Genomic DNA, 17707 nt, shown 5'->3' with positions numbered 1-17707 from the left:
CCCCGTTCCGCGCCGAGAGGGCCGGATCTGCCCGCCACGGCCTCGTGGACGTGCGGATCCGGCCCTCTCGGCGTAACCGGGGGGTGGGGGTCAGGGGCGGACGGCGCGGAGGACCGTGAGGCTCCGGGCGCCGACGGTCGTGCGCTGGCCGCCGCGCAGGTCCGCCGGCCCCGCACCCGCGACGCCGGCCGGGCCGCTCGGCCAGGTCGGGCGCTCGGAGTGCGAGGACCACACCGTGCGGTACGACGTGGCCCACGGCTGCTCGGGCAGCTGCACCTCGCGCGGGTGCGCGCCGCCGTGCACGACGAGCAGGAAGGACGCCGGCACGAGCCGCGCCCCCTCCGGCGCGGGGGCGGGGACCGTCACGGCGGGGTCGGTCTCGCGGTCGCGCTCCGGCACGCCGTCGCCGTTGAGGAACGCGAGCAGCGTGCGCCGCCACGGGTCCGCCCAGCCCGCGTCGGACAGCTCCTCGCCGTCGCCGTCGAACCAGCCGAGGTCGCGGGTGCCGTCGGCGCGGCGCGGGCGCCCGCCGAAGAACCGGTGCTGGCGCAGGACCGGGTTCTCCGCGCGCAGCCGCACGAGGAAGCGGGTGGTCTCCACCAGGTCGCGCTGCCACGGCTCGAGGTCCCAGTCGTGCCACGTCGTCGGGTCGTCGAGGCAGTAGCCGTTGTTGTTGCCGTGCTGCGTGCGGCCGAGCTCGTCCCCCGCGAGCAGCATCGGCACGCCCGCGGACAGCAGCAGCGTCCCCAGCAGCGCCCGCAGCGTCCGCCGCCGCTCCACCAGCACGGCGGGCTCGTCGGTCGTGCCCTCGTGGCCGTGGTTCCACGACAGGTTGTGCCCGTGGCCGTCGCGGTTGTCCTCGCCGTTGGCCTCGTTGTGCTTGCGGTCGTAGGACACGAGGTCGGCCAGGGTGAAGCCGTCGTGCGCGGTGACGAAGTTGACGCCCGCGGTCGCGTCACGGGAGCCGCCGCGCCGCGTGCCTCCGAAGACGTCCTCCGAGCCCGCGAGCCGGGTCGCGAGGTCCCGCACCCCCGGCCCGGGCCGGCCGTCGAGCTCGGCGCGGGAGCCCTCGAGCCAGAACGCCCGCACCCCGTCGCGGAACCGGTCGTTCCAGTCCGAGAACGGCAGCGGGAACTGCCCGGTCCGCCAGCCGTAGGGGCCGATGTCCCACGGCTCGGCGACGAGCCGTACGTCGCGCAGCACCGGGTCGGTGCGGGCGGCGACGAGGAACGGGTGGTCGCGGTCGAAGCCGCCGACGCCGTGCTCGTCGTCGTGACGACGCGCGAGCGCGGGGGCGAGGTCGAAGCGGAAGCCGTCGACACCCATGTCCCGCACCCAGTACCGCAGCGAGTCCAGCGCGAGGCGCGTGACCTCCGGGTGCGACAGGTCGAGGGTCGCGCCCGTGCCCGTCACGTCGGGGAAGCGCGCCCCCGCGGTCCGGTAGTACATGGAGTTGTCGAGGCCGCGCAGGCTGAGCGACGTGCCGCCCTCACCGCCCTCGCACGTGTGGTTGTAGACGACGTCGAGCCACACCTCGAGCCCGGCCGCGTGAAGGGTGCGCACCATGTCGCGGAACTCCGCGAGCGCCGCGGCGGGCGGACCGCCCGCCCGGACGGCCGCGCTGTAGCGCGGCTCCGGCGCGTGGAACGACAGCGTGCTGTAGCCCCAGTAGTTCACCGCGCCGCGCTCGGCGAGCGCCGGCTCGGCGGTGCTCGCGTGGACCGGCAGCAGCTCGACGGCGGTCACGCCGAGCGAGACGAGGTGCTCGACGACCGCGGGGTGGGCGAGCCCGGCGTAGGTGCCCCGCAACGGCCCCGGCACCTGCGGCATGCGCATGGTGAGGCCCCGCACGTGCGTCTCCAGGACGACGGCCCGTGACAGCGGGTGCCGGGGCCGTCCGGCCGCGAGCGCGTCGGCCTCCGCGTCGGGCAGTCGCGGGACGACGACCCCGGTCGCGACCGAGTCGATGCTGTCCAGCGGGCTCGGGGTGTCGGTCGGGCCCCCGCCGCGCACGTGGTCGTACAGCGCCGGACCGTGACGGACCTGACCGTCGAGCGCGAGCGCGTACGGGTCGAGCAGCGCCTTGGCCGGGTTGTAGCGCAGCCCCGCGCCGGGGTCCCACGGTCCGTGGGCGCGCAGCACGTAGCGGTCGCCCTCGAGCAGGCCCTCGACGCGACCGTGGTGCACGGTCCCGGTCCGGGCGGGCAGGCGGACGCGGTGCTCGCGGCGTCCGCCGGGGGCGCGCGGGTCGGCGCGCAGCACGCACACCTCGACCGCCTCGGCGTGGGCGGCGCTCACCGCCACGTCCGAGCCGCGGGCGTCCGGCGCCACCCCGAGCGGGAACGGTCGGCCGGCGCCGGTGGCGCGCGGCCGCGGAGTCGACGCGTCGTGGAGCACGGGGGCAGTCTGCCCACCCCGCGCCCGGCTGGCAGACTCCGTCGCCATGCCGGACAGCGCGACGACGCACGGGCCCGACGAGCAGCGGCCACCAGCGACCGACGCCGAGGGCGTCGCCTGCGGTCCGAGCGTCCGCTGGGAGACGAGCGCCCCGGACGGCGCCGACGGCTGGGTCCTCGGCACCGTGCGCCTCGTGCGCCCGCCGATGAACGCGATCGACGCGACCATCCGCGACGGCCTCGTCGAGGCGTGCCGGCTCGCGCGGGCCGACGAGCGCGTGCGCGGGGTCGTGGTGACCGGCGGCGACGTCTTCGCCGCCGGGGCGGACATCAAGGAGATGGCCGGCATGGGCATGCGCGACGTGCTGCGCCTGGCCGCGGACCTGCAGGGCGCGCTCGACGACGTCGCGGCGCTGCCGGTGCCCGTGGTCGCGGCCGTGGACGGCTACGCCCTCGGCGGCGGCTTCGAGCTCGCGCTCGCGTGCGACCACCGCGTGGTGGCCGAGGGGGCGAAGGTCGGGCTGCCGGAGATCACGCTCGGGCTCGTGCCCGGGGCGGGCGGCACGCAGCGGCTCGCGCGCCTCGTCGGTGCCGGACGCGCGAAGGACCTCGTGTGGACCGGCCGCATGGTGGGCGCGGCGGAGGCCCTCGAGCTCGGCCTCGCCGACGAGGTCGCCCCCGCGGGCGCCGCGGAGGTGGCCGCGCGGGCGCGCCTGGTCCGCTACGCCACCGGCGCGCGGGTCGCGGTCGCCGCGGCGAAGCAGGCGGTCGACGGCGGGCTCGAGGGTTCGCTCGCCGCGGGCCTGCAGCTGGAGCGCGGCCTGTTCGCCGGCCTGTTCGGCACGCGCGACGCCCAGCACGGGCTCGCGTCCTTCGTCGCCGAGGGGCCCGGCCGGGCCCGGTTCGAGGGCCGCTGACGTGGCCGCCGACGGTGCCGACGCGACCCGTGACGGTCGGCTGCCCGAGGAGCCGGCAGGTCAGCCGGGGTCCGTCCCCGGACCCGGTCGGGCGGCCAGCGAGGCCGAGGTCGAGGCCGCGTGGGCGGACACCGACCTCGCCCAGGTGCTCTACCACGACTGGGAGGCGGGCACCTACGACGACAAGTGGTCGATCTCCTTCGACGAGCGCTGCATCTCCTTCGCCGCCGACCGGTTCACCACGGCCCTCGGCCCCGCCGCGGTGGACGCGCCCCGGCCCTTCGGTCGCGCCCTGGAGATCGGGGCGGGCACCGGCTTCTTCTCCCTCAACCTGCGGCAGGCGGGCTGGCTGGAGGAGGTCGTCGTCACCGACGTGTCGGCCGGCATGGTGCAGACCGCGCTCGCCAACGCCGCGCACCTCGGCTACGACACCGGCGAGCACCCGGTGACCGGCCAGGTCGCCGGCATCACCGACCTCCCCTTCGCCGACGACAGCTTCGACCTAGTCCTGGGGCACGCGGTGCTGCACCACGTGCCCGACGTGGAGGCGGGGCTGCGCGAGTGCCTGCGGGTGCTGCGCCCGGGCGGGCGCCTGCTGTTCGCGGGCGAGCCGACCGTGGTCGGCGACCGCTACGCCCGCGCCCTCGGCCGGGCGACCTGGGCGGTCACGACGCGCGTCACCCACCTGCCGTGGTGGCGCGAGCGCTGGGCGCGCTCCAAGGCGGAGCTCGACGAGTCCTCCCGCGCGGCGGCGCTGGAGGCCGTCGTCGACCTCCACACCTTCCACCCGGGCGACCTCGCGCGGACGGCGCTGCGCGCGGGCGCGGTCGACGTCACGACCGCGACGGAGGAGCTGCTCGCGGCGTTCCTCGGCTGGCCGGTGCGGACCTTCGAGGCCGCGGTCAACCCCGAGCGGCTCGGCTGGCGCTGGGCGATGTTCGCCTACCGCGGCTGGCAGCGCCTGGGCGCCGTGGACCGGGTGCTGTCGCGCGTGCTGCCGCAGGGGGTGTTCTACGACGTGAGCGTCACCGGCACCAAGCCGTGACGTGACGGCCGTCTGCTAGGAACGGTGCCCGTGGAGGGTGCGGGAGCGGTCGTCGCCGCCTGGTGGGTGCGGTTGCGCGATGGGCGCCACCCCGAGCAGCACCGGCTGCTGTCGCGGGAGTCCCTGGCCTGGGTGTGGCGGCACCGGGCGCTGACCCCGGGCTACCTCGTGCGCTACCTGCGCCTGGCCCGGCTGCGGCTGCTGCACCCAGACGTGGTCGTGCACGGGCTCGTGCTGCTGGGGCGGGGGGTGCGGGTCCGGACGGTGCCCGGCTACGGCCGCATCCACCTCGGGGCCTTCGTCCACCTCGGGGAGCGGACGGTGCTGCGCGCGCACGAGGGCACGCTGCGGATCGGCGACAAGGTCGTGACGGGCGCCGACGTGCGCGTGACGGCCTGGCTCGACGTGGAGGTGGGCGAGGCGACGCTGCTCGCGGACTGGGTGTACGTCGCCGACTTCGACCACGTGCACAGCGACACGTCCCGGGCGGTCAAGGACCAGGGGATCCGCAAGGGGCCCGTGCGGATCGGGGCCGGGTCCTGGCTCGGCCTGCGCAGCGCCGTGCTGCGCGGCACCGACCTCGGTCGCGGCACCGTCGTCGCGGCGCACGCCGTCGTCCGGGGCACCTTCCCCGACGACGTCGTGCTCGCCGGCGCCCCGGCCCGCGTGGTCGCCGACCGGGCGGACCGCGCCGCGCGGCGCGCCGCGGGTCCCGCGCGCCCCGGCGCCGACCTGCTCGCCGACGACCCTGCCCGCGGCGCGCCGGTCCCCCGCGACGCGGGCGACCAGTCGCTCAGCGCGGACGACGGGCCACGAGGACGAGGTCGAGACAGGCGTCGAGGGGGGCTGCGGGGCCGTCCGGCGCCGCCCGGAAGCCGGCCGGCCCGGCGGGCGCACCGACGACGCTGAGGTCCGGCCCGTGCACGCCCAGCACCTGCGCGGCGGCGAGACCCGTGGACGCGGCGAGGTCGAGCAGCTCCCCGGCGTCGTACTCGCGGGAGTGGTAGAGGTTGCGCGGCGGCTCGCCGCGGTGCAGGCCGGGGGAGAAGGTGAGGCGGTTCGGGGTCGAGCACACGAGCAGCCCGCCGGGGCGCAGCACCCGTCGCGCCTCGCCGAGGTGCTCGTGCGGGGTCCACACGTGCTCGAGCACCTGGCTGCTCACCACGGCGTCGACGGAGCCGGACGCCAGCGGCAGCGCGACGACGTTCGCCCGGACCGCGGCGAGGCGGTAGCGGTCGCGGGCGTGCGCCGTGGCGGCCGGGTCGAGCTCCACGCCGACGAGCCGGGCCCCCGTCACCGCGCGCAGCGACGCGGCCCCGTAGCCCTCCCCGCTCCCCGTGTCGAGGACGAGGGCGTCGGGGCGGTGCCCGAGCAGCCGGGCGGCGAGGGAGTAGCCCGCCACGTGCCGGTCGAACCAGTACCGCTCGTGCTCCCGCCACGCGGCGGTGCCGTCGTCGGGACCCGTGCGCTCCCCGGTCAGGGGCAGTGCGGTCCGCCCCCCGTGCGCGCCGCTCACACGTGGCAGTGTGGCCTCCGGTGCCCGCCCCGGCGGGGGCCGGCGGTGGCGCACCCGATGCTACCGGTGAGTAACATAGCCCCGGCGACGACGCCGCCCCACCCCGGCGGGCCGTCGCGCACCCGACCGCACGACCGCACAGGAGGGCCCGTCGATGAAGATCGTCGTCTGCGTCAAGCACGTGCCGGACGCCCAGGCGGACCGCACGTTCGCCGCCGACACCACCACCGACCGCGAGGCCGTCGACGGGCTGCTGTCCGAGCTCGACGAGTACGCCGTCGAGGAGGCGGTGCGGCTCAAGGAGTCCGGCGACCTCGGCGACGACGTCGAGGTCGTCGCCCTCACCGTCGGGCCCGACGACGCGCGCGACGCGCTCAAGAAGGCGCTGCAGATGGGCGCCGACTCCGCGGTGCACGTGAGCGACGAGGCCGTCCACGGCTCCGACGCCGTCGGCACCTCCCTCGTGCTGGCCAAGGCGCTCGAGCGCCTCGGCGCCGACCTCGTGCTCACGGGCATGGCGAGCACCGACGGCGCGATGGGCGTCGTCCCCGCGATGGTCGCCGAGCGCCTCGGGCTGCCGCAGGTCACGTACGCCGCGGAGGTCACCGTCAGCGGGTCGACCGTGCGCATCCGCCGCGACGGCGACGCGAGCACCGAGACCGTCGAGGCGTCGCTGCCCGCGCTCGTGAGCGTCACCGACCAGATCAACGAGCCCCGCTACCCCTCGTTCAAGGGGATCATGGCCGCCAAGAAGAAGCCGGTCGAGGAGCTGACCCTCGCCGACCTCGGCGTCGACGCGGGCGAGGTCGGTCTCGACGCGGCGTGGACGACGGCGCTCGAGGCCGAGGCCCGCCCGCCGAAGCAGGCCGGCACGGTCGTCACCGACGAGGGCGACGGCGCGACCCGGCTCGTCGAGTTCCTCGCCACCCAGCGGCTCGTCTGACACGTCCCGGACCAGGAGAAGGAGCACACACCCATGGCACAGGTCCTCGTCGTCGTCGACGCCACGCCCACCGCCGAGAGCTCCGGCGGCGCGGTGCGCAAGGCCTACCTCGAGCTGCTCACCCTCGCCCGCCGCCTCGGCGACCCCGTCGCGGTCGTCTTCGGGGCCCCGGAGGGCGCCGACGCGCCGGCCGCGCTCGCCGAGCACGGCGCCACCGAGGTGGTCCTCGTCACCGGTGACGACGTCACCGACCACCTCGTCGCCCCCAAGGCGGAGGTGCTCGCGGGTCTCGTCGCGGAGCGCAGCCCGGCCGCCGTGCTGCTGCCGAGCACGCCGGAGGGCAAGGAGGTCGCCGGGCGGCTCGCGATCCGCAGCTCCTCCGGCCTCGTCACCGACGCCGTGGACGTCCGGCTCGACGGCGAGCAGGTCGTCGCGACGAAGTCCGTCTTCGCCGGCGCGTACACCACGCGCTGCGCGGTCACCCGCGGCACGCCCCTCGTCGCGGTCAAGCCGAACTCGGTCGCGCCGGAGGCGGCGCCGGTCGAGGCGACGGTCACCGCGCTGCCGGCGAGCGTCTCGGAGGCCTCGAAGGCGGCCCGCATCGTGGAGCGGGCCGAGAAGGCCGCGTCCGGGCGGCCCGACCTCGCCGAGGCCTCCGTCGTGGTGTCGGGCGGGCGCGGCACCGACGGCGACTTCACGGCGGTGGAGGCGCTCGCGGACGCCCTCGGCGGCGCGGTAGGGGCGAGCCGGGCCGCGGTCGACGCCGGCTGGTACCCCCACAGCAACCAGGTCGGCCAGACCGGCAAGACGGTCTCGCCACAGCTGTACGTCGCCGCCGGCATCTCCGGGGCGATCCAGCACAAGGCGGGCATGCAGACCTCCAAGGTCGTCGTCGCGGTCAACAAGGACCCGGAGGCCCCCATCTTCGAGATGGCGGACTTCGGCGTCGTCGGCGACCTCGCCGACGTCCTGCCGGCCGTCGCGGCGGAGGTCGCGAAGCGCAAGGGCTGAGCCGAGGCGCCCGCGCACGCGCCTACCCTGGTCGGGTGAGCGTGTACCTCGACCACGCGGCGACCACGCCCGTGCGGGACGTCGCGCTGTCGGCGTTCCACGACGTCGCGCTGCTCGGCGGGAACCCGTCCTCGCTGCACGGCGCAGGCCGGCGCGCCCGTCGCGCGGTGGAGGACGCCCGCGAGCAGGTGGCCGCCGCGCTCGGGGTCGGCGCCGCCGAGGTGGTGCTGACCGCGGGCGGCACCGAGGCGGACAACCTCGGGGTCAAGGGGCTCTTCGGCGCCCGCAGCGCCGAGGACCCGGCCCGCACGCGGGTGCTCGCGAGCCCCGTCGAGCACCACGCGGTCCTCGACTGCGTGACGTGGCTCGCGGAGGCCCGCGGGGCCGAGGTGCGCTGGCTGCCGGTGGACCGGCGGGGCCGGGTCGACGTCGACGGCACCGCCGCGCTGCTCGCCGAGGACCCCGACCGCACCGCGCTCCTCACGTGCATGTGGGCGAACAACGAGGTCGGCACCGTCCAGCCCGTCCACGAGCTCGTCGAGCTCTCCCACGCCCACGGCGTGCCGGTGCACGTGGACGCCGTGCAGGCCGTCGGCTGGCTCGACGGGGAGGTCGGGTCGCTCGGCGCGGACACCGTGGCCGTCAGCGGGCACAAGCTCGGCGCCCCCGTCGGCTCCGGGGTTCTCGTCGTGCGCCGTGGCGTCGAGCTCGAGCCCGTCGTGCACGGGGGCGGGCAGGAGCGGGGGGTGCGTTCGGGCACCGTCGACGCGCCCGCCGCCGCCGCGCTCGCGGCGGCCCTGTCGGCCGCGGCCGCCGAGCGGGACGTCGAGGCGCCGCGGGTGGCCGCACTGCGGGACCGGCTCGCCGCGGGTGTCCTCGCGCTCGACCCGACGGCCGTCGTGCAGGGAGCCGACCTCCACGCGCCTGGCGCCAGGCTGCCGACCAACCTCCACGTCACCTTCCCCGGCTGCGAGGGCGACAGCCTGCTCTACCTCTTCGACGCCCACGACGTCGCGGTCTCCACCGGCTCCGCGTGCCGGGCCGGGGTGCCCGAGCCCTCGCACGTGCTCGACGCGATGGGGGTCGACGCCGGGCTCGCGCGCGGCGCGCTGCGCTTCTCCCTCGGCCGAACCAGCACCGACGCCGACGTCGACACCGCCCTCGCGGTGCTGCTCGGGGTGCTGGACCGCGCCCGGGCGGCGGTCGCCCGCGCGCACGGGCTGGCGGCCTCGTGAGCCGCGTCCTCGCGGCGATGAGCGGCGGGGTGGACTCCGCGGTCGCGGCGGCGCGCGCCGTCGAGGCCGGGCACGAGGTCGTCGGGGTGCACCTCGCCCTGTCCCGGGGCGCCGGCGGCGGGCCGCCGACCGCGCGGGCGCGCGGCTGCTGCACCGTCGAGGACGCCCACGACGCACGCCGCGCGGCCGACGCGCTCGGCATCCCGTTCTACGTGTGGGACTTCTCCGAGCAGTTCGCCGCCGACGTCGTCGACGACTTCGTCGCCTCCTACGCCGCCGGGCGCACCCCCAACCCGTGCGTGCGCTGCAACGAGCGCATCAAGTTCACCGCGCTGCTCGACCGCGCGCTCGCGCTCGGCTTCGACGCGGTCGCCACCGGGCACTGGGCACGCCTGGAGCCCGGCGCCGAGGGGTCCGGTCCGGTGCTGCGCCGGGCCGCGGACCGGGCCAAGGACCAGTCCTACGTGCTCGCCTCCGTGGCGCCGGCCCGGCTGCGCCACGTGCTCCTGCCGGTCGGCGACACCACCGACAAGGCGGCGCTGCGCGAGGAGGCGACGGCACGCGGTCTCGCGGTGGCGGCCAAGCCCGACAGCCACGACATCTGCTTCGTACCGGACGGCGACACCGCCGGGTGGCTGTCGCGCCGACTCGGCGACGCACCGGGCGACGTGGTCGACACCGCCGGCGAGGTGGTCGGCGCGCACACCGGCACCCACCGCTTCACCCTCGGGCAGCGGCGCGGCCTCGACCTGCGCCGCCCCGCCGCCGACGGCAGGCCCCGTTACGTGCTGTCCATCGAGCCGGCGACACGCACCGTCACCGTGGGTCCTGCCGAGGACATGCTCGTGGCGACCCTCACCGCCACGGGTCCCGTCTGGCACGGGGCGCCCCCGGCCCGCGGTCGCGCGGTCAGCGTGCAGGTCCGCGCCCACGGCGCGCCCGTCGCGGCGACGTGCGAGGCCGCGGACGACGACCTCGTCGTGCTGCGCCCGGACGCTCCGGTGCCCGCGGTCGCGCCCGGACAGCTCGTCGTGGCCTACGACGGCGACCGGGTGCTCGGGGCGGCCCGGGCGGCCTGACCGCAGCGCGACGGACCCGCGCGACGGCCGTAGTGTCGCGGCCGTGACCGAGCCTTCCGACACGACCGCCCAGCCCGCCCAGCCGACCCCGCCGCCCCCGTCCGCGGACGGGGCGACCGGCGAGACCGTCGCCCGCCACGTCCCGCGCCTGGGGCGCGACCTCTCGGTCGTCGGTCTCGGCTGCTGGCAGCTCGGTGCGGACTGGGGCGAGGTGAGCGAGGCCGACGCGACCGAGACGGTCGTCGCGGCGCTCGACTCCGGCGTCACGTTCCTCGACACCGCCGACGTGTACGGCGACGGCCGCAGCGAGCGGGTCGTGGGTGCCGTCGCCTCTGCCCGGCCCGACCGGCCCTTCGTCGCGACGAAGGCCGGCCGCCGCGCCGACCCCTTCGAGCCCGCCACCTTCACCGAGGAGAACCTGCGCGCGTGGGTCGAGCGCTCGCGGCAGAACCTCGGCGTCGACACCCTCGACCTCGTCCAGCTGCACTGCCCTCCCACGCCGGTGTACTCCGACGACCGGGTCTTCGACGTGCTCGACGCGCTCGTGTCCGAGGGTGTCCTCGCCGCCTACGGGGTGAGCGTCGAGACGTGCGAGGAGGCGCTCACGGCCATCGCCCGGCCCGGGGTCGCGACGGTCCAGATCATCCTCAACGCCTTCCGGCTCAAGCCGCTCGACGAGGTGCTCCCGGCCGCGCAGGAGGCCGGCGTCGGGATCATCGCGCGCGTGCCGCTGGCCTCGGGCCTGCTGAGCGGGCGCTACGACGCCTCCACGACCTTCGCCGAGGACGACCACCGGAACTACAACCGCGACGGGCAGGCGTTCGACGTCGGCGAGACGTTCTCCGGCGTCCCCTTCGACGTCGGCCTGCGGGCGGTGGAGGAGCTCAAGGACGTCGCGGGCGAGCGTCCCGTCGCCGAGCTCGCGCTGCGCTGGGTCGTCGACACGCCGGGCGTCACGAGCGTCATCCCCGGGGCCCGCAACCCCGACCAGGCGCGGCGCAACGCCGCCGTCATGCGCACGGAGCCGCTCACCGACGACCAGCGCGCCGCGGTCCGCGACGTCTACGACCGCCACGTGCGGGCGCTCGTGCACGACCGCTGGTGAGCCTGCCGGCAGGCCCCTGGGCCACGGGTGTCGGGTCGCTGCCGCACACCCGGCCCGACGAGGCGCTCGACGCGGTGCTCGGCGAGCTCGGTGACGGCCACGTGCCGTTCGTGCCCGAGCTGCCGGCCCGCGGGGTCGGCGCCGACGTCATCGGTCGCGGGGCGTCGTTCCTCGTCGACCTGCCGGTCGACCTCCAGCCGTCGGGCTGGCGCCTCGTGGACCGGCCGGGCGTCGACCTGCAGCGCGCGCGGTCGTGGTGGCGGCAGGACCTCGACGCGCTGGGCGAGCGCGGCCCGGAGCTCGGCGCCGCCCGGGCGCTGAAGGTCGGGGTCACCGGTCCGTGGACGCTCGCGGCCGCGCTGCAGCGCAGCCGGGGCGAGGTCGCCGTGAGCGACCCCGGGGCCCGGCGTGACCTCGTCGACTCCCTCGCCGAGGGGGTCGGGCAGGTGCTCGCGGACGTCCGGCGCGCGGCGCCCGGTGTGCCGCTCGTGCTGCAGGTCGACGAGCCGTCGGTCGTCGCGGTGCTGCTCGGGCGGCTGCCGACGGCGAGCGGCTACGGCACGCTGCGGTCGGTGCCGGGACCCGAGGTGCGCGACGGGCTGCGCCGGGTCGTCGACGCCGGCCACGCGGCAGGTGCCGCGGTCCTCGTCCACTGCTGCGCCGAGGGCGGCCCGGTCCGGCTGCTCGCCGAGACCGGCGCCGACGGGCTGTCGGTGCCGCTTCCGCGCACGACGGCCGGGACGGGCGCTCGTGCCTGGGAGCAGGCAGCCGCTGTGGTCGAGGGCGGGACCGCTCTCGTCGCGGGCGTGCTCGACCCGCTGGCAGCGGCGCCGGAGGCCGACGCGCTCGCCCGCGACGTGCTCGCGGCATGGGGTGACGTCGGCCTGGGGGGCGACGCCCGCACGCGGCTCGCGCTCAGCCCGTCCTGCGGGGCGGCCGGCGCCCGGCCGTCGGACGCCGTCGCCCAGCTCCGGGCGCTGGCGGTCGCGGCCGGGAGGCTCGTGTCCGGCTGATCCCTCTGCCGCGCCGGGCGGCTCAGCCGGCGTAGGACGACAGCTGGACGAGGTTGCCCTGCGTGTCGTCGAGCACGGCCGTCGTGACAGGGCCCATGGCGAGCGGCTCCTGCGTGAAACGCACGCCCGCGGCCTTCAGTCGCTCGGTCTCGGCGTGCACGTCGGTCACGGCGAAGCTCGTGAACGGGATGCCGTCGGCGGCGAGGGCCTGCTTGAACGGCCCGACCGCCGGGTGGGCGCTCGGCTCCAGCAACAGCTCCGGACCGTCCGGGTCCTCGGGCGAGGCGACGGTGAGCCACCGGTGCTCGCCGAGCGGCACGTCGTGCCGGACGACGAAGCCGAGCACGTCGCGGTAGAAGCGGAGCGCCGCCTCCTGGTCGTCGACGAAGACGCTCGTGATGACGATCCTCATGGGAGTCCCTCTCTGTCGGTGAACCCCCACCGGCCGAGCGCCTCACGCAGCGGTCCCCGGTCGAGGTGGTGGAAGACGTAGCGCCCCTCCTTGTGCCGGCGGACCAGGCCCGCCTGCTCGAGCACGTCGAGGTGCTGCGAGACGGCCTGGCGCGAGGAGGTCACGCCGTGGCGCTGCACGAGCCTGGTGAGGAGCTCGAACAGCGTCTGGCCGTCGCGGGAGTGCAGCTCGTCGAGCACCGCGCGCCGGGTCGGGTCCGCGAGCGCCCTGAAGACGTCGCTCATGGTGCCGCCGACCATAGGCAAGCGATTGCTTGCCTGTCAACGGCGGCCTGTCGGTGCGGCGCCCTACCGTCACGGCCGTGGCGCACCCGCAGATGTTCGACGACGACGACCCGTACCTGCAGCGGGTGCGCGTGCTCGCGCTCGACCTGCCCGACGCCGCGGAGCGGGTCTCGCACGGCCGACCGGTCTTCCACACGACCAAGGTGTTCGCCTGGTACGGCGGGAGCACGCGCGAGGCGGGGGAGTGGGTACCGCACCCGCACGCGCTGCTCGTCCTGCCCGACCCGATCGACCGCGAGGCCCTGCTCACCGAGGACCGGTGCTTCTCGCCCGCCTACCTCGGCCCGTCGGGCTGGGTCGGCGTCGAGCTCGACGCCGGCACGGACTGGGAGGAGGTCGCGGAGCTGCTCGAGGACTCCTACCGGCGCACCGCGGGGGTCCGCCGGGTCGCGCGGCTCGACGCGCGGCGCTGACCCGACGTCTGCCTACGGGCGCGGAGCGTGTCGTGGGCGAGGTGGACCGTCGGCGCCCGGTCCGGCTACCCGGCCTCGGCGTCGTACCGCTGCCGCAGCGCGTCGTAGTCGACCCAGAAGTCGTCGAAGGAGCGGGGGCGGCCGCGCAGCAGCTCGGCGAGGTAGTCCAGGTGCACGTGCCACCCGGCGGCGTAGGCGACGGCGTCCTCGAGGCCGGCGTGCTCCAGCGTGACGACCGTCCCGGCGGTGTCACGCCCGATCGAGAGGCGTACGCGGCTCGGGGCCTCGTCCGGGAAGTCCCACGTCATGGCCAGCAGCCGCGAGGGCTCCCACTCCAGGACCGTGTGCGTCGAGCGGACCTGCTGCTCGTGCACGAGGGTGAAGGTCGCGCCCGGCCCGAGCCGTGGCCCCTCGTGACGGCCCAGCCACGCCGACAGCCCGTCGGCCTCGCTGGCGGCCCGCCAGGCCGTCGGGACGCTGCACGCCACCGGCCGGCGGAGGACGACCCTGCCGGACAGCCGGTCCGCGACGCCGATCGGCTCCAGGTCCACGCCCCCGATCCTCCGGGCCGCCGCCGCGCTCGGCAACGACCGCCGGGGTCGGGTCGGCGGACCCGCGTCGACGGGGCTGGTCAGCGGGCGGACCAGCCGCCGTCCATGAGCACCGACGTCCCCGTCATGGACGCCGCCTCCGGGCGGCACAGCCATGCGACGGTCCGTCCGACCTCCTCGGGCTCCAGCAGCCGCTTCACCGCCGACATGTGCAGCAGCACGTCCTCGACGACCCGCTCCTCCGGCACCCCGGTCTCGCGCGCCTGGGCGGCGACCTGCGCCTCGACGAGGGGCGTGCGCACGAAGCCGGGGCAGACGACCACCGACGTGACGCCGCGGTCGCCGCCCTCCAACGCGATCGTCTTGCTCAGCCCCTCCAGCCCGTGCTTGGCCGCGACGTAGGCCGCCTTGAACGGCGACGCGCGGTGCCCGTGCACGGAGCCGACGTGGACGAGCCGACCGTGGCCTCGTGCGTACATGCCCGGGAGGACCGCGCGCGCCAGGAGGAACGGCGCCTCGAGCATGAGCCGCAGCATGAGCGACAGCTGCTCGGGCGGGAACTCCTCCACCCGCGCCACGTGCTGGACGCCGGCGTTGTTGACGAGCACGTCGCAGTCCACGTCGACCTCCGCCAGAACCGCCGGCAGCGCGGCGGTGTCGGACAGGTCGACGACCACCGCGCGCCCGCCCAGCTCGTCGGCGAGGGCACGCACCGCGTCCTCGGCCCGGTCGAGCAGGACCACGGACGCGCCGGCCGCGGCCAGGGACCGCGCGCACGCCGCGCCGATGCCGCTCGCGGCGCCGGTGACGACGGCGCGACGGCCCTCCAGGTGCCGGTCGGCCACGGTCCCGTCGGCCACGTTCCCCTCAGCCACGGCCGGACGGGCCGGCGGCCTCGAGGTGCTCGCGCAGGGCCGCGGCGAACTCCTCGGGGCGCTCCACGTGCGGGCTGTGGCCGGCGTCGAGCACGACCTCGCGGTACGAGCCGCCGCCCGCGGCGTAGGCGTCGAGCACCGCCCGGGTCTGGGCGACCATCGGCTGCACGGGGTACTCCTGCTCCCCCGGCCACCCGGGGACCACCCCGGCGCCCCCGAGCACGGCGAGGTCGAGGGCGGCGGCGTCGCTGACGATCGCGTCGTGCTCCCCCCGGACCCACAGCACGGGCGGACGGCGGCCGTCGTCGCTGAGCGACGTCAGCGCCGAGGTGTCGAAGTGCTTCGGGGCGAGGGTGTTGAGCACGCCGCGGGTGCCCGGGCCGGTGCTCGGCCAGCCCGCTGCGGGGGCGGCGTCCCCGGGGTAGTGGTCGTCGCCGGTGCGCGTGGACAGCACCGCAGTGAGCAGCTCCTCCTCGTCGGGGCTGCGGAAGCCGTGGGCGAAGTACAGGCCGTTCATGACGTTGCGCGGGGAGCTGGGGTCCTCCTCGCCGCGCTCGCCGGCGGCCAGGAGCTCGACCAGGCGCGGGTTGGCCAGGCCGGCGCCGGCGCCCGGGTCGTCGTCGGCGAGGCGGGAGCCGTCCGCGCGGGTGGCGCCGTAGCCGTACGGGGAGACCGGGTCGACGAGCACGAGCGAGGCCACCGCGGACGGCCGGTCGAGCGCCGCCTGCGTCACCACGCCGCCGCCGAGGCTCCAGCCCAGCAGGTGCGCACGGGCGACGCCCAGGGCGTCGAGCAGGGAGAGCACGTCGTCGCTGTAGTCGCGCACACCGCGCGTGGCGTCGACCGGCGCGGGGTCGGTGCCGCCGAAGCCGCGGAGGTCGGGGGCGATGCCGCGCCAGCCGTCGGGCAGGGCCTCGAGCTGGCGCCGGAAGAACTCCGAGCTCGAGAGGTTGCCGTGGACCAGCACGACCACGTTCTCGACCTGGTCGGCGGGCCCGGTGTCGAGGCCGCGCACCCGCAGGCGGTCCGTCGTGGTGTCGAGAGCGGTGACGGCGCGGGTCCCGTCGGTGGTCGGTCCGGTCATCGGTCCTCCTGGTCGGGTGGGGCGAGGGCGGTGGGAGTGGCGAGGGCGGAGAGCACCGCGGCGGCGACGGCGTCGGCGCCGCGGTCGGCGAACAGCACCGAGTAGTGGTTGGTGCCGGGCACCTCGACGAGGTCCAGGCCGGGCAGCCGGTGGCGCCAGCGGGCGAGGAGCTCCGGGGCGTACAGCGGCGCGCCGTCGTCGAGGCCCCGGGGGCACGTGAGCAGCCGCGCGCCCCGGGCGGCGAGGCGCTCGAGGCCGGTGGTGAGCAGCGCGGGGTCGTGGAGGTCGCCCATGTCCTGCGTCACCGCGTCCGGGGCGACCGGCACGCGCCAGGCGGTGGCGCGGCCGTCGCCCTCGTCGGTGGCGGGCACGAGGTCCCGGGCGGCGTAGGCGTCGACCACCTCGACGGGCAGCCCCTGCAGCGCCGGGTGTGCCGCCCACAGCGCCCGGTGCTCGGCGCGTGACGTGAACGTCCGACGCAGCCGTGCCAGCGCCGGGCCGAGGGCCGCGGCCGCCGCCTCCCCCGGAGCGGTGCCCGGCGGTGCCTCCAGCGGCAGGGCCCCGTCGACGAGGACGACGCCGGCCAGCCGGTCCAGCAGGCCGGGGTGACGGGTCGCCAGCGCTGCCAGCGCGAAGGCGCCCATGGAGTGCCCGACGAGCGCGACGGCCCGGTGCGGGACGGCGTCGAGCAGGACCGTGACCTCGGCGGCGACGTCGTCCGCGTGGCGCGCCAGCCCCCACGGCCCCGGCAGGCCCAGGCTCGACCCCCGGCCGCGCAGCTCGGGCGCGACCACGGCGGCGACCCCCGCGGGGGCCGGGTCGGCGAGCAGCCGCGGCGCCACGGCCGTCCACGCCGCGGCGTTGGCCGTGATGCCGTGGACGGCGACGACCAGCGTGCCGCCGTCGGCATCGCCCCAGGCCAGGCCCCCGAGGGCACGGCCCTGCCACTCGCAGGGCGTGCGCGCGCCGGTGAGCACGGCCGTAGTGTGGCGCGTCGCGCGCTCCGGCGGCAGCCCGTTCCCGTCAGCGGTCGGACGCGGTGGCAGGTCCGGGCCGCGGGGCGCCCGCCGCCGCCTGCCGCGCGGCGGCCCACTGCAGCAGGATGACGGTCTTGCCGTCGCGGATGCGCCCGTCCCGGCACATCGCCGTCGCGTCGGCCAGCGCGAGCTCGAGGACCTCGATGTCCTCGCCCTCATCGACGACACCCCCACCGCCCGAGGTGCGGTCCGCCGGCGTGTAGGGCGCGGCGTAGAAGTGGACCCGCTCGGTGACCGAGCCCGGGCTCATGAAGAGGTCGAAGAGGTGCTCCACCTCCCCGAGGACGACGCCCAGCTCCTCGGCGGCCTCCCGGCGGATGGCGCTGAGCGGGTCGTCGGCGTCCAGCAGCCCCGCGGCGGCCTCGACGAGCATCCCGTCGGGGTGGCCGTTGACGTAGGCGGGGTAGCGGAACTGGCGGGTGAGCAGCACCGTGCCGCGCTCGTCGTCGTAGGGCAGGAGGGTCGCGCCGTCACCGCGGTCGTAGGTCTCGCGCTGCTGGGTGGTCCAGGTGCCGTCGCGGCGGCGCACGTCGAGGGTGGTGCGCCGCAGCACGTGCCACCCGTCGGAGGTGACCTCCACCTCGCGCACGACGACGTCGGGGTTGCCGTGCAGGCCGCGCCCGGCCCGGTCCAGGCCGGTGCGCCCTCGCCCGTCGGGGACGTCGACCCCGCGCCGACCGCCCGGCGGGGCGTTCACCGGGCCACCCCGCGCCGGGGGGTGGCGATGTCGA

Annotated in this window: 19 protein-coding genes; 10 read left to right on the top strand and 9 right to left on the bottom strand. The window is 76.9% G+C overall.

Translation table 11 applies throughout. The annotated features are described in order from the left end of the window. Nucleotides 1-90 precede the first annotated feature (90 nt). A complete protein-coding gene (gene glgX, locus WAA21_RS12110) occupies nt 91-2397 on the bottom strand; it encodes a glycogen debranching protein GlgX (RefSeq protein WP_336923065.1) in 2307 nt (768 codons plus the stop codon). A 46-nt stretch (nt 2398-2443) separates the two neighbouring features. On the opposite strand from glgX, the gene WAA21_RS12105 reads away from it, so the two are divergent. From WAA21_RS12105 to WAA21_RS12095, 3 genes are read left to right on the top strand one after another with little or no spacing between them, the layout of a single operon-like run. After that, nucleotides 2444-3313: an enoyl-CoA hydratase/isomerase family protein gene (locus WAA21_RS12105; RefSeq protein ID WP_336923064.1), complete on the top strand. Its 870-nt coding sequence runs from the start codon at nt 2444-2446 to the stop codon at nt 3311-3313. A 1-nt stretch (nt 3314) separates the two neighbouring features. After that, entirely contained in the window at nt 3315-4358 is a 1044-nt protein-coding gene (locus WAA21_RS12100; RefSeq protein ID WP_336923063.1) for a class I SAM-dependent methyltransferase, read from the top strand. 30 nt (nt 4359-4388) lie between these two features. Continuing rightward, a complete protein-coding gene (locus tag WAA21_RS12095; RefSeq protein WP_336923062.1) occupies nt 4389-5267 on the top strand; it encodes an acyltransferase in 879 nt (292 codons plus the stop codon). Here WAA21_RS12095 and WAA21_RS12090 read toward each other — a convergent pair. Next, complete coding sequence (locus WAA21_RS12090; protein WP_336923061.1) at nt 5152-5874, bottom strand: class I SAM-dependent methyltransferase; 723 nt, start codon at nt 5872-5874, stop codon at nt 5152-5154. The two genes, WAA21_RS12095 and WAA21_RS12090, sit on opposite strands and share 116 nt — an antisense overlap. Before the next feature lie 154 nt (nt 5875-6028). Here WAA21_RS12090 and WAA21_RS12085 point away from each other — a divergent pair, with 154 nt between their 5' ends. The 6 genes from WAA21_RS12085 (at nt 6029) to WAA21_RS12060 (ending at nt 12260) form a co-directional block, all read left to right on the top strand. Continuing rightward, nucleotides 6029-6817: an electron transfer flavoprotein subunit beta/FixA family protein gene (locus WAA21_RS12085; RefSeq protein WP_336923060.1), complete on the top strand. Its 789-nt coding sequence runs from the start codon at nt 6029-6031 to the stop codon at nt 6815-6817. A gap of 33 nt (nt 6818-6850) precedes the next feature. Then, on the top strand, nt 6851-7828 hold the full coding sequence (locus tag WAA21_RS12080) for an electron transfer flavoprotein subunit alpha/FixB family protein (RefSeq protein WP_336923059.1): 978 nt from the start codon (nt 6851-6853) through the stop codon (nt 7826-7828). 35 nt (nt 7829-7863) lie between these two features. Then, nucleotides 7864-9063, top strand: coding sequence for a cysteine desulfurase family protein (locus WAA21_RS12075; protein ID WP_336923058.1), 1200 nt, complete (start codon nt 7864-7866; stop codon nt 9061-9063). Nucleotides 9064-9080: 17 nt separating this feature from the next. Next, nucleotides 9081-10142, top strand: a complete 1062-nt coding sequence (mnmA, locus tag WAA21_RS12070; RefSeq protein WP_442893279.1) for a tRNA 2-thiouridine(34) synthase MnmA — start codon at nt 9081-9083, stop codon at nt 10140-10142. Between the two features lie 148 nt (nt 10143-10290). Further along, the gene (locus WAA21_RS12065; RefSeq protein ID WP_336923077.1) at nt 10291-11247 is read left to right on the top strand and encodes an aldo/keto reductase; all 957 of its coding nucleotides are present in this window, start codon (nt 10291-10293) and stop codon (nt 11245-11247) included. Then, the gene (locus WAA21_RS12060; RefSeq protein WP_336923056.1) at nt 11244-12260 is read left to right on the top strand and encodes a methionine synthase; all 1017 of its coding nucleotides are present in this window, start codon (nt 11244-11246) and stop codon (nt 12258-12260) included. Before WAA21_RS12065 ends, WAA21_RS12060 begins: the two co-directional genes overlap by 4 nt. A 22-nt stretch (nt 12261-12282) precedes the next feature. Here WAA21_RS12060 and WAA21_RS12055 read toward each other — a convergent pair whose 3' ends face one another. Both WAA21_RS12055 and WAA21_RS12050 read right to left on the bottom strand, forming a co-directional pair. Beyond that, nucleotides 12283-12672 carry a VOC family protein gene (locus tag WAA21_RS12055; protein ID WP_336923055.1) on the bottom strand — a complete coding sequence of 130 codons (390 nt, stop codon included), beginning with the start codon at nt 12670-12672 and terminating at the stop codon, nt 12283-12285. Then, the gene (locus tag WAA21_RS12050) at nt 12669-12956 is read right to left on the bottom strand and encodes an ArsR/SmtB family transcription factor (protein WP_336923054.1); all 288 of its coding nucleotides are present in this window, start codon (nt 12954-12956) and stop codon (nt 12669-12671) included. The genes WAA21_RS12055 and WAA21_RS12050 overlap by 4 nt, the downstream gene beginning before the upstream one ends. Before the next feature lie 77 nt (nt 12957-13033). Between WAA21_RS12050 and WAA21_RS12045 the strand changes: the two genes are divergently transcribed. Then, nucleotides 13034-13429, top strand: a complete 396-nt coding sequence (locus tag WAA21_RS12045) for an MmcQ/YjbR family DNA-binding protein (protein WP_336923053.1) — start codon at nt 13034-13036, stop codon at nt 13427-13429. A gap of 65 nt (nt 13430-13494) precedes the next feature. On the opposite strand, the gene WAA21_RS12040 is transcribed toward WAA21_RS12045, so the two are convergent. From WAA21_RS12040 to WAA21_RS12020, 5 genes are all read right to left on the bottom strand, one after another. Then, nucleotides 13495-13980 (bottom strand): SRPBCC domain-containing protein, encoded by a 486-nt coding sequence (locus WAA21_RS12040; protein WP_336923052.1) that lies wholly within the window; start codon nt 13978-13980, stop codon nt 13495-13497. Between the two features lie 80 nt (nt 13981-14060). Next, nucleotides 14061-14855 (bottom strand): 3-hydroxybutyrate dehydrogenase, encoded by a 795-nt coding sequence (locus tag WAA21_RS12035; RefSeq protein WP_336923051.1) that lies wholly within the window; start codon nt 14853-14855, stop codon nt 14061-14063. Next, nucleotides 14848-15939 carry an alpha/beta fold hydrolase gene (locus WAA21_RS12030; protein ID WP_336923050.1) on the bottom strand — a complete coding sequence of 364 codons (1092 nt, stop codon included), beginning with the start codon at nt 15937-15939 and terminating at the stop codon, nt 14848-14850. The genes WAA21_RS12035 and WAA21_RS12030 overlap by 8 nt, the downstream gene beginning before the upstream one ends. Continuing rightward, nucleotides 15936-16916: an alpha/beta hydrolase gene (locus WAA21_RS12025; RefSeq protein WP_336923049.1), complete on the bottom strand. Its 981-nt coding sequence runs from the start codon at nt 16914-16916 to the stop codon at nt 15936-15938. Before WAA21_RS12025 ends, WAA21_RS12030 begins: the two co-directional genes overlap by 4 nt. A gap of 46 nt (nt 16917-16962) precedes the next feature. Next, entirely contained in the window at nt 16963-17673 is a 711-nt protein-coding gene (locus tag WAA21_RS12020; RefSeq protein ID WP_336923048.1) for an NUDIX domain-containing protein, read from the bottom strand. Between the last annotated feature and the right edge of the window lie 34 nt (nt 17674-17707).

This window comes from Aquipuribacter sp. SD81 (assembly GCF_037153975.1).
In the GTDB taxonomy this organism is placed as follows: domain Bacteria; phylum Actinomycetota; class Actinomycetes; order Actinomycetales; family JBBAYJ01; genus Aquipuribacter.
This window is presented reverse-complemented; position numbering and strand designations above follow the sequence as displayed.

Excerpts from the sequence above, each read along its gene's own strand:
- WAA21_RS12105 (WP_336923064.1), top strand. The coding sequence starts at position 2,444 with ATGCCGGACAGCGCGACGACGCACGGGCCCGACGAGCAGCGGCCACCA.
- WAA21_RS12085 (WP_336923060.1), top strand. The coding sequence starts at position 6,029 with ATGAAGATCGTCGTCTGCGTCAAGCACGTGCCGGACGCCCAGGCGGAC.
- WAA21_RS12080 (WP_336923059.1), top strand. The coding sequence starts at position 6,851 with ATGGCACAGGTCCTCGTCGTCGTCGACGCCACGCCCACCGCCGAGAGC.
- mnmA (WP_442893279.1), top strand. The coding sequence starts at position 9,081 with ATGAGCGGCGGGGTGGACTCCGCGGTCGCGGCGGCGCGCGCCGTCGAG.
- WAA21_RS12055 (WP_336923055.1), bottom strand. The coding sequence starts at position 12,672 with ATGAGGATCGTCATCACGAGCGTCTTCGTCGACGACCAGGAGGCGGCG.
- WAA21_RS12050 (WP_336923054.1), bottom strand. The coding sequence starts at position 12,956 with ATGAGCGACGTCTTCAGGGCGCTCGCGGACCCGACCCGGCGCGCGGTG.
- WAA21_RS12030 (WP_336923050.1), bottom strand. The coding sequence starts at position 15,939 with ATGACCGGACCGACCACCGACGGGACCCGCGCCGTCACCGCTCTCGAC.